We start from the raw sequence: 8,605 nt of genomic DNA on the forward strand, positions 1-8,605 counted from the left end.
TATAAAACCTCCGAATAATATTTTTTTAGTTACTAAGACTATTAATTTTTGTTATATTTATTTGATCTTTTCGTTCTAAAGCTGCACTTATACCTGTTAGGACAGCAGCAATTAATACCATCAACGCACCAATCCACGAGGTGTGAATCAATCCGATTGAATCAGTTATTAACCCACCTAAATAGGAGCCGATCGCAATCCCTGCGTTAAATGCTGCAATATTTATTGCAGATGCTACGTCAACTGCACTTGGGACAAAACGCTCTGCTAGCATGACAACATAAACTTGTAACCCTGGCACATTCATGAAGGCAAATATCCCCATTAATAGGATCGTAAGTAGCCCTGCAATTTTAAATGGAGCTGTGAACATCAAAATAAATAATACGACTGCTTGTACAATAAACATATAAAACAATGCGCGAACTGGATTATGATTTGACAGTTTTCCTCCAATCATATTCCCTATTGCAATAGCAACCCCATAAATGAGTAAAATAAGAGCAACAGATTCTTCTTTATATCCCGTAATATTTTGGAGTAATGGTGATAAGAAAGTGAAAACAACAAATGTTCCACCATACCCTAAAGCGGTAATAATGAAGATAAGTAATAAACGACCATTTTTTACGAGCTTAAGTTGATCTCGAAAGGTTGTTTTTACACCTTTTCGCAGATTGGATGGCACTAAAATGCTATTTGCAATCAAAGCAATGATACCAGTAATAATAATTACGAGAAATGCTGCTCTCCACCCGAGTTGTTGTCCAATAAAAGTCCCAAACGGAACACCGGTAACAGTCGCAATTGTAAGTCCGGTAAACATAATGGATATGGCACTCGCTCTACGATTTTCAGGAACTAAATCAGCAGCTATTGTAGAACCGATTGACATAAAAACACCATGAGAAAACGCAGATATGACTCGTGCCACTAGTAATAATCCGATTGTAGTTGAAACAGCAGCAAGGCTATTGCCAATAATAAATACAATCATGATCCAAAGTAAGAGCGTCTTACGAGACATTTTTGATGTTAGGGACGTTAAAATAGGAGCCCCAAATGTTACCCCTAAAGCATATATCGATACAGTTAACCCGGCTGTGGTTACTGGAATATTTAGATCCGCAGCGATAAGTGGTAATAAACCAACGCTGATAAATTCAGTTGTGCCTATCGCGAAAGCACTAACTGCTAAAGCAAGTAATGCAAGTGTGCTTGATGTGTTTCCTTTAGCCACGATGTATCCTCCTCTTTGTTCTTCTGTAATAAATAACTAGTCTGTTCGGCCGACAAATGCTATTATGTGTGATAGGTTTTAAAATGAAAAGTACGCACTTTTTTGTAATATAGACACCAAAAAGTATTATAGGTACTTTTTAGTACCTATAGGCAGGAGGAATAAAAGATGGAAAAAAAGAAATACAATATATCTGTTGAAGCAACACTAGAGGTAATCGGTGGTAAGTGGAAATGCGTGATCCTTTGCCATCTTACACACGGGAAAAAAAGGACGAGCGAATTAAAACGACTCATGCCGAATATCACTCAAAAAATGCTTACACAACAATTAAGGGAACTTGAAGAAGATGGAGTCATAGATCGGATAGTTTATAATCAAGTCCCACCAAAAGTGGAATACCAATTAAGTGAATATGGAAAAAGTTTAGAACACATCTTAGATTCATTATGTGCGTGGGGAGAAACGCATATTGTTAAAGTTTATGGTGATAAATCAGAGGTTTTAGAGGAAAACATTTTAAATAACTAATTTGATTTCAGAGTAAACAAAAAAGCCGATCATACTAGTCTTAATGTCAAACTAGTATGATCGGCTTTTGAATTTTTTAAAAGGTAAAAGTCTATTTATTAGTTGCTGTAATATCTCCACTGTCTGTTTCTAGTTGAATTAAAACTATTCCTTTTCCAACAAGGGCATTATTCTGATACTTATCAAATAAATTAACGTCTCCGGAGAACGTACTTACTTCAAATTGAACGTCGGTTGGTTCTTTTTCTGTCTCAATTTTAATATCACCACTGAATGTTTTACTAAAAATGCCTTTAGAAATCTCACTAGTTGATATAAAGACGTCTCCACTGTCTGTTTTTGTATTCAAAGCACCATTTATCTTATTTAATTTAATATCACCGGAGAACGTAATGGCGCCAAATGATGTAACAGGAGCATCCTGGACATATAGATCACCACTGTCCGTTTTCGTTTCAATAGCACCTTGAACTTTTTCCATGTGGATGTCACCAGAAAATGTTTTGACTGCCATTTCCTTAGAAGTTATATTCTCTAGTTTCACATCTCCACTATCCGATGATAAGTTTATTTTTGTTGACTGAAGGTCTTCCACCAATATATCTGATGAGAATCCTTTTATGTTAACCTGTTGATACATCTTATCGGGTGCAAATATTTTTAATGTCAACGCGGGGATATAGAAATTAAAATTAAACCATTTTTCATTTTTAGATTGCAAAGAAATGGAGAGAGTTTGACCATCTTCTTCTACTGAAAATTTTTGAATCTGTTTTTCTGCACCTCTACCAACGAGTTCAACCCTAGCTTTTTCCATGGTGGGGACAGGAATGAGCTCGATATCAGTGCTATCTACATTTACTTGAATGGATTTGATCATCTCATTTTCAATTGGTTTGGTTTCATGGATCGTAACTTCCTTATTTATCGAACCATATGTCACAGCACTACCGATTCCACCTATAATGACTAACAATAGGGCTATGAACGATAATTTTTTAACCATGATTGGTCCCACCTTTCACAATAGATAAATTAAATTTCAAATAGCGTAGAAATACATTTTTCACACCATTCGATGCATAATACATTCCGATCAATATGAATAAACCAATTCCACAAAATGCAAGGGAAAAGAATACATCATACCATTCAAAAATGTCAGGATTGACGATGGTATTTACGATTACTAACAATGGACTCAACACCCCTGCTACTCCTGTTATCCAACCAGCCAGTAAAAAGGAAAGTACGACAAGAAATGGACCAAGCACAATAACTAAATTAACAAAGCCTAGACCAATCACTGCCCATACGGCCCTGAACATATTTCGAGTAGTTGTCGTTGTTTCCATTTTCTCTATATGATAATTGGCCAATAATTCTTTTGCCAATTGTTTAGGTGAACCTAAGGAAGTTGCAATTTCAGTTTCCGTTTTTCCTTCCTCTATACCAATTGAGAAATACTCCTCATAATCTTGTAAAATATCGTCTTTTTCATCATTTGGTAGCCGACTTAGATGCCTCTCTATTTCTGATAAAAACTGGTTTTTATTCATGGTTGATCCCCTCCTTAATTAACTGGTTGACTCCTTCCGAGAACTCCTTCCACTCTCCTACTAATTGGTGCAAGTATGTCCGTCCTTTATCTGTCAGTCTATAATACTTTCTGGAAGGTCCTTCACTGGATTCTTGAAGATATGTTGTAAAATATTCTTCCTTTGTTAACCTTCTTAATAATGGATAAACCGTTCCTTCTGAGATTTCAATTTGGTTGGAAATCTTCTGTACAAGCTCATACCCATATCGATCTTTCTTATCCAGCAATACAAGCACACATAGTTCTAAAACACCCTTTTTAAATTGAACGTTCAATGCAGTCACCTCAACTCTTTACCATTTTCTATACGACAACATACACTACTATGTAATGTACAGTACCTAGTCATAAAATATAGCCATTGAGTACAATATAACACCATCTACTATACATTGCAAGGTACTGTCGTGGAGATTAGCTTTATGCATTTTAGACAAACCCAAAAAAGCAAAGACAGAATCGAATGTTTGCGTCTTGGCTAGTGTGTTCTGGGACAAGGGACCTGTCCCTGTGTCCCAGCGCCTATACATCTTGGACTGTTTTTGCATAGGCTGTAAGGAAAAGGAGTTGATGCTCATGCCTAAGTATAGGAAAAAGCCCATTGTTGTTGAGGCTGTAAAGCTTACTGGACCGATTACGATTGAAACATCGAATGGTTCAATGAAGGGGCTACCCGGAGATTATTTGATCACAGATAAAGACGGAGAACAATACCCTTGTGATAGGGATCAATTTGAAGCAGAATATGAGCCAGTAAAAGGAGTAATGAATATCAAGAGAATTGTTCGAAAATCCATTAGGTTAATAAAAACAAAAATGTATAAGACATGACCCAACTAGTAGTGATTATTAAGCATTATGGTCTTTCTCTCCATTTTGCTTATTTTTTTGAAACAAACTCAACAATTGGAATAAAGTTGAACAGCACCGTCTGGCACAATAAAAAAGACACACCTTTTTAGGAGTGTGTCTTGAAATCGGTAAATTTTATGTCTAATAACGGGTTGTCCTTTCGTTCTTAAACCTAGTTGATTACATTGTTAAACCACACATAAAATCAATTTTACGAACAAGTTGCGGAAAGTCGATGAACGGATTTCTATTTTTTTGAATAAGGAATATTTCTTTGTTACGATGTTTTTCATATAAAGAAACTTCATGAACTTGATGCCAGTTTAGTAACATTTCAATATCTTCATGAGTATATCGACTAATTTCTCCCGGATATCGTAATAAAAAATATAATGTTGCTCTTGCAACCTCTCCCTTCCCACTTTCGGGCTCAAACTTCCCCTTCTCTGATTTACCACAGTCGTCTCTAATGGCTTCCGTTTCCACATTAGGTGGATAATCCACAAAATCAAAATATGGATAATTGGATCTTGCTGAATTACACTCTTTTTCACAAGTAAAAAGATGATGGAGATCCCCTCTCATCGGATTTTCTTCGTGAAACCATGATTGGGGAACTACATGCTCACAATTAAACATATTTTCTTGATTAATAATCGTAACTACCCGCTGAAAGTCATCATTATTTAAGTTGCTTATTAGCAACATGTCTCGGGCTTTTTGTCTTTTTCCTTCAGATTCATAGTCTTCTCTCACAACTTGTTCAGGTTCCTTAGTCTTTCCTGAATAGATACTCTTCAGCGTTCCGTCCGCTTGTAGGTCTACCTGCGTATAAAGAAGTTCCCGGGTTCTAGCATTATAAGCTAGCTGATTTACATGTGTTCTCGTTATTAACTGATTTAGTTGTTTATATAACTCTTTGTTATCCTCAAGGTTAAAATCAATACTACGATAATAATCACTTATGAACTGCTTTTCTTGTTCTACGTCATAATACTCCTTTTCGTCTTCAAATCTCCTTTTGTTATATGTTAACTCTACTAAAGCGGCTTTTAAATCAGGATCTTCTTCCTTTAGAAAATTCATGGATTACTCCTTTCCTGGTTTCTTTGTAAACCGTTCAGAAGGCCATTATTCCTAAGGGGTCACATTCATATTTGAAGCAGGAATCATGTCATGTAGTTTCTCAACAACGTTAAGGAGGAGAAATCCATTTCCTTCGGCGCTTTTTCTATGGCCGAGAGGTACGGTTCGTCTAATGAGTTGGGCATAGACTTCTGCTTCACTCAGTGTTCGATCAAATTCTTTTTCACTTAGATTAATAAGTAAAGCAATTGCACCCGCGACATGTGGGGCCGCCATGGAGGTTCCTGTTAGTTTGGCGTATTGATCATCCGGATACGTGGAAACGACATCTACCCCCGGTGCCACAAGGTCGATTTCTGTATGAGTATTGGAAAATGGAGCAAGCTGCAAATCCATGCTAACGGCTCCAACGGAGATGACTTCGTTATAAGCACCAGGGTAGGCATACTCAAATGTATCCTCTAATGAATCCCCTTCATTCCCCGCTGCCACCACGACAGAAATATTTTGATTGACTGCATGTTTAATCGCCTCATGTAATTCAGGTACATCTTGGGGGCCACCTAGTGACATAGAGATTACCCGTACTCTTTCATTGTTAGGTCCCTGCCACTCTACTGCATAGCGGATGGCATTAATGATCCAATCATACTGACCTGCCCCTTCTCCCGTCAAAGCTTTTAAACTTAATATTTGAGACTTTGGAGCAATCCCTACAACTCCATCGTTATTAAGGCTAGCCGCAATCGTACCCGACACATGTGTCCCATGACCATTGTTGTCTTCAAATACATCGGGGTCTCCTTTATAATCACTTGTAAAATTCCGTCCAGCAATAATCCGATCCTTCAGATCGGGATGAGACGTGTCAATCCCAGTATCAATCACTGCAACGACAACACCTTCCCCCTGACTGCTATCTTCCCATAATGAAGGTGCCTGTACCAATTGAACTCCCTCTGGTGTTTCATTTGCCTGATCCACAACTGACTGAATGGTATACGGTAATAATTTGACCTGATTTTTCAAGATGAATCTCCTCCTTCAAATCTAGTTTTCAAAACAATTACCTTCATTCCCCTTCTGTCTTGTGTTTCCTTGTTGCTTCGATATGGGAACGTTTGTTTCATTATACTAACTGGACAAACTTTTATCAAGATAAAATACTGAAAATTAAGAAAATGAATAGATGGTCCCAGATAAAATTCTATTTATCCTTAAAATTACATATGTACATCAGACTAATTCTAATTTTTAAACATTTCTATATTCCATTGACACTCATCATTCCTATCGATAAAATCAACTAATAATTTCATACATTTACTCGTATAATCTTGGAAATATGGTCCATAAGTTTCTACCAAACTACCGTAAATGGTTTGACTACGAGAAGAGTTCGGCTTTTTGTGTACGCCTGCAAAAAGCTCTATTTCCTTCTCTGTGTCAAACCCTGGGTAAAAGCCCAGGGTTTTCTGTTTATATTGAGGAGGAAGTAAAATGGAAAAAGAATTAGTAAGGAAAAGAATAGCTGTCTCTTGTAAGCAAATCCCCGCAGATCTTGTTATTAAGAATGGAAAAATCATAGATGTGTTTAACCTTGACATCATTGAGGCTGATGTCGCGATTTCAGATGGTATGTTTGTTGGAATTGGTGAGTTTGAGGGTAAACAAGTCATAGACGCGAAGAATCGCTATGTATGTCCTGCTTTTATTGATGGCCATGTGCATATTGAATCCTCTATGGTCTCCCCTTCTGAATTTGCGAAAGTGGTCCTTCCTCATGGCGTAACAACCGTTATTACGGATCCTCATGAAATCGGGAATGTTTCAGGTAGTGAAGGATTATCATTTATGATTGAGGACTCTAAGAATCTCCCGCTTGATGTTTTTCTTATGCTCCCTTCAAGTGTACCTGCTACTTCGTTTGAAAATAATGGAGCAGACCTCAAGGCTAAGGACTTGGAACCATTTTACAGCCATCCACGAGTTCTGGGGTTAGCTGAGGTAATGGACTTCCCTTCTCTCAAAAACGCGGAGAATTCGATACTTGATAAAATTGTCATGACTGCTAAACATCATGGATTAATGGATGGCCACTTAGCAGGAGTAGATACAAATGCGATTGATATCTACCGAACAGCTGGTATCAAAACCGACCATGAATGTAATACGGCACAGGATGCACTAGAGCGGTTAAGACGAGGAATGTATGTATTAATTCGTGAAGGTTCTGTTGCAAAGGATTTAAAAACACTGATAAAGGTCCTCACTCCAACTAATGCACGTCGTTGTCTATTCTGTACAGATGATAAGCATTTAGATGATTTGATCGAAGAAGGAAGTATTGACCATAATATCCGGTTAGCGATTGAAGAAGGGATCTCTCCTCTCCAGGCTATCCAGATGGCTACATTAAACGCTGCTGAATGTTATCGTCTCCCCGATAAAGGTGCAATTGCTCCTGGTTATGACGCAGATTTCCTGTTACTGGACCAGCTTGAGACGATTCAAATAACAGAAGTGTATAAATCTGGGAATCTTGTTGCACAGAATGGTCGCTTTGTTGGAAAATCAGCTGCTAAACATGTTCCAAATACACAGTTAATGTCAACTGTTCATGTGTCTGAGTTACATGAAAAAGACATTCAAATCCCATTCCGTAACGGAAATAAAGCAAATATCATTGAGATTATTCCAAATCAATTGATCACAAACAAACTAGTGGAACAAGTTACAGTGGAAAACGGTGATTTTCAGCCATCCATAGAAAATGACCAACTTAAATTAGTCGTCATTGAGCGTCATAAAAACACAGGTAATATCGGATTAGGAGTCGTTAAAGGATTTGGTTTTACAGATGGGGCGATTGCTACAACCATCGCACATGATTCTCATAATATTGTTGCAACAGGCACTAATGATGGTGATATTTTGGTGGCGATACAGGTACTTAAGGACATGAATGGTGGCTTAGTGATTGTCAAAAACAAACAAATTATGGCGTCTTTATCCCTGCCGATAGCAGGACTAATGTCGGATAAAGACTCACAAACTGTGAATGTGGAGCTTGACCAATTAAAACTGTCATTAAGTCAATTAGGGTTTGTCGGTGAGTTTAATCCGTTTTTAACCCTCTCCTTTCTTACATTGCCCGTAATACCATCTTTGAAATTAACAGATTTAGGATTATTTGATGTGGAAACATCTACACATATACCAGTACAAATGAACTAATTTTAATGAACCCCTTGAAAATATGGAATAAGAACAACTAAAAAAAGTGTCAGGTACCA

General features: G+C 37.4%; 9 protein-coding genes and 1 riboswitch. Of the genes, 3 read left to right on the forward strand and 6 right to left on the reverse strand.

Annotation, left to right across the window (positions count from 1 at the left end):
• Positions 1 to 25: 25 nt before the first annotated feature.
• A complete protein-coding gene (locus AC6CHV_RS01990; RefSeq protein ID WP_341331532.1) occupies positions 26 to 1,240 on the reverse strand; it encodes an MFS transporter in 1,215 nt (404 codons plus the stop codon).
• A gap of 168 nt (positions 1,241 to 1,408) precedes the next feature.
• Here AC6CHV_RS01990 and AC6CHV_RS01995 point away from each other — a divergent pair, with 168 nt between their 5' ends.
• Positions 1,409 to 1,771 carry a winged helix-turn-helix transcriptional regulator gene (locus AC6CHV_RS01995; protein ID WP_121446047.1) on the forward strand — a complete coding sequence of 121 codons (363 nt, stop codon included), beginning with the start codon at positions 1,409 to 1,411 and terminating at the stop codon, positions 1,769 to 1,771.
• Between the two features lie 91 nt (positions 1,772 to 1,862).
• Here AC6CHV_RS01995 and AC6CHV_RS02000 read toward each other — a convergent pair whose 3' ends face one another.
• Genes AC6CHV_RS02000 through AC6CHV_RS02010 form a run of 3 tightly spaced genes read right to left on the reverse strand, consistent with a single transcriptional unit; the run spans position 1,863 to position 3,646 of the window.
• The gene (locus tag AC6CHV_RS02000) at positions 1,863 to 2,777 is read right to left on the reverse strand and encodes a DUF4097 family beta strand repeat-containing protein (protein ID WP_121446046.1); all 915 of its coding nucleotides are present in this window, start codon (positions 2,775 to 2,777) and stop codon (positions 1,863 to 1,865) included.
• Positions 2,770 to 3,330, reverse strand: coding sequence for an HAAS signaling domain-containing protein (locus tag AC6CHV_RS02005; protein WP_121446045.1), 561 nt, complete (start codon positions 3,328 to 3,330; stop codon positions 2,770 to 2,772). The genes AC6CHV_RS02000 and AC6CHV_RS02005 overlap by 8 nt, the downstream gene beginning before the upstream one ends.
• Positions 3,323 to 3,646, reverse strand: a complete 324-nt coding sequence (locus AC6CHV_RS02010; RefSeq protein ID WP_121446044.1) for a helix-turn-helix transcriptional regulator — start codon at positions 3,644 to 3,646, stop codon at positions 3,323 to 3,325. The genes AC6CHV_RS02005 and AC6CHV_RS02010 overlap by 8 nt, the downstream gene beginning before the upstream one ends.
• Positions 3,647 to 3,947: 301 nt before the next feature.
• Between AC6CHV_RS02010 and AC6CHV_RS02015 the strand changes: the two genes are divergently transcribed.
• The gene (locus AC6CHV_RS02015) at positions 3,948 to 4,202 is read left to right on the forward strand and encodes a PGDYG domain-containing protein (RefSeq protein ID WP_246006377.1); all 255 of its coding nucleotides are present in this window, start codon (positions 3,948 to 3,950) and stop codon (positions 4,200 to 4,202) included.
• Positions 4,203 to 4,403: 201 nt separating this feature from the next.
• Here the strand turns inward: AC6CHV_RS02015 and AC6CHV_RS02020 are convergent, their stop codons facing one another.
• Both AC6CHV_RS02020 and AC6CHV_RS02025 read right to left on the reverse strand, forming a co-directional pair.
• Complete coding sequence (locus AC6CHV_RS02020; RefSeq protein WP_121446043.1) at positions 4,404 to 5,309, reverse strand: endonuclease; 906 nt, start codon at positions 5,307 to 5,309, stop codon at positions 4,404 to 4,406.
• Positions 5,310 to 5,360: 51 nt separating this feature from the next.
• Complete coding sequence (locus AC6CHV_RS02025; RefSeq protein WP_121446042.1) at positions 5,361 to 6,338, reverse strand: S8 family serine peptidase; 978 nt, start codon at positions 6,336 to 6,338, stop codon at positions 5,361 to 5,363.
• Between the two features lie 278 nt (positions 6,339 to 6,616).
• A riboswitch (purine riboswitch) is annotated at positions 6,617 to 6,718 on the forward strand.
• Positions 6,719 to 6,809: 91 nt separating this feature from the next.
• Between AC6CHV_RS02025 and ade the strand changes: the two genes are divergently transcribed.
• Positions 6,810 to 8,546 (forward strand): adenine deaminase, encoded by a 1,737-nt coding sequence (ade, locus tag AC6CHV_RS02030; protein ID WP_341331530.1) that lies wholly within the window; start codon positions 6,810 to 6,812, stop codon positions 8,544 to 8,546.
• Positions 8,547 to 8,605 lie beyond the last annotated feature (59 nt).

The sequence above is a fragment of the Ferdinandcohnia sp. GQ5 genome, from assembly GCF_059759275.1.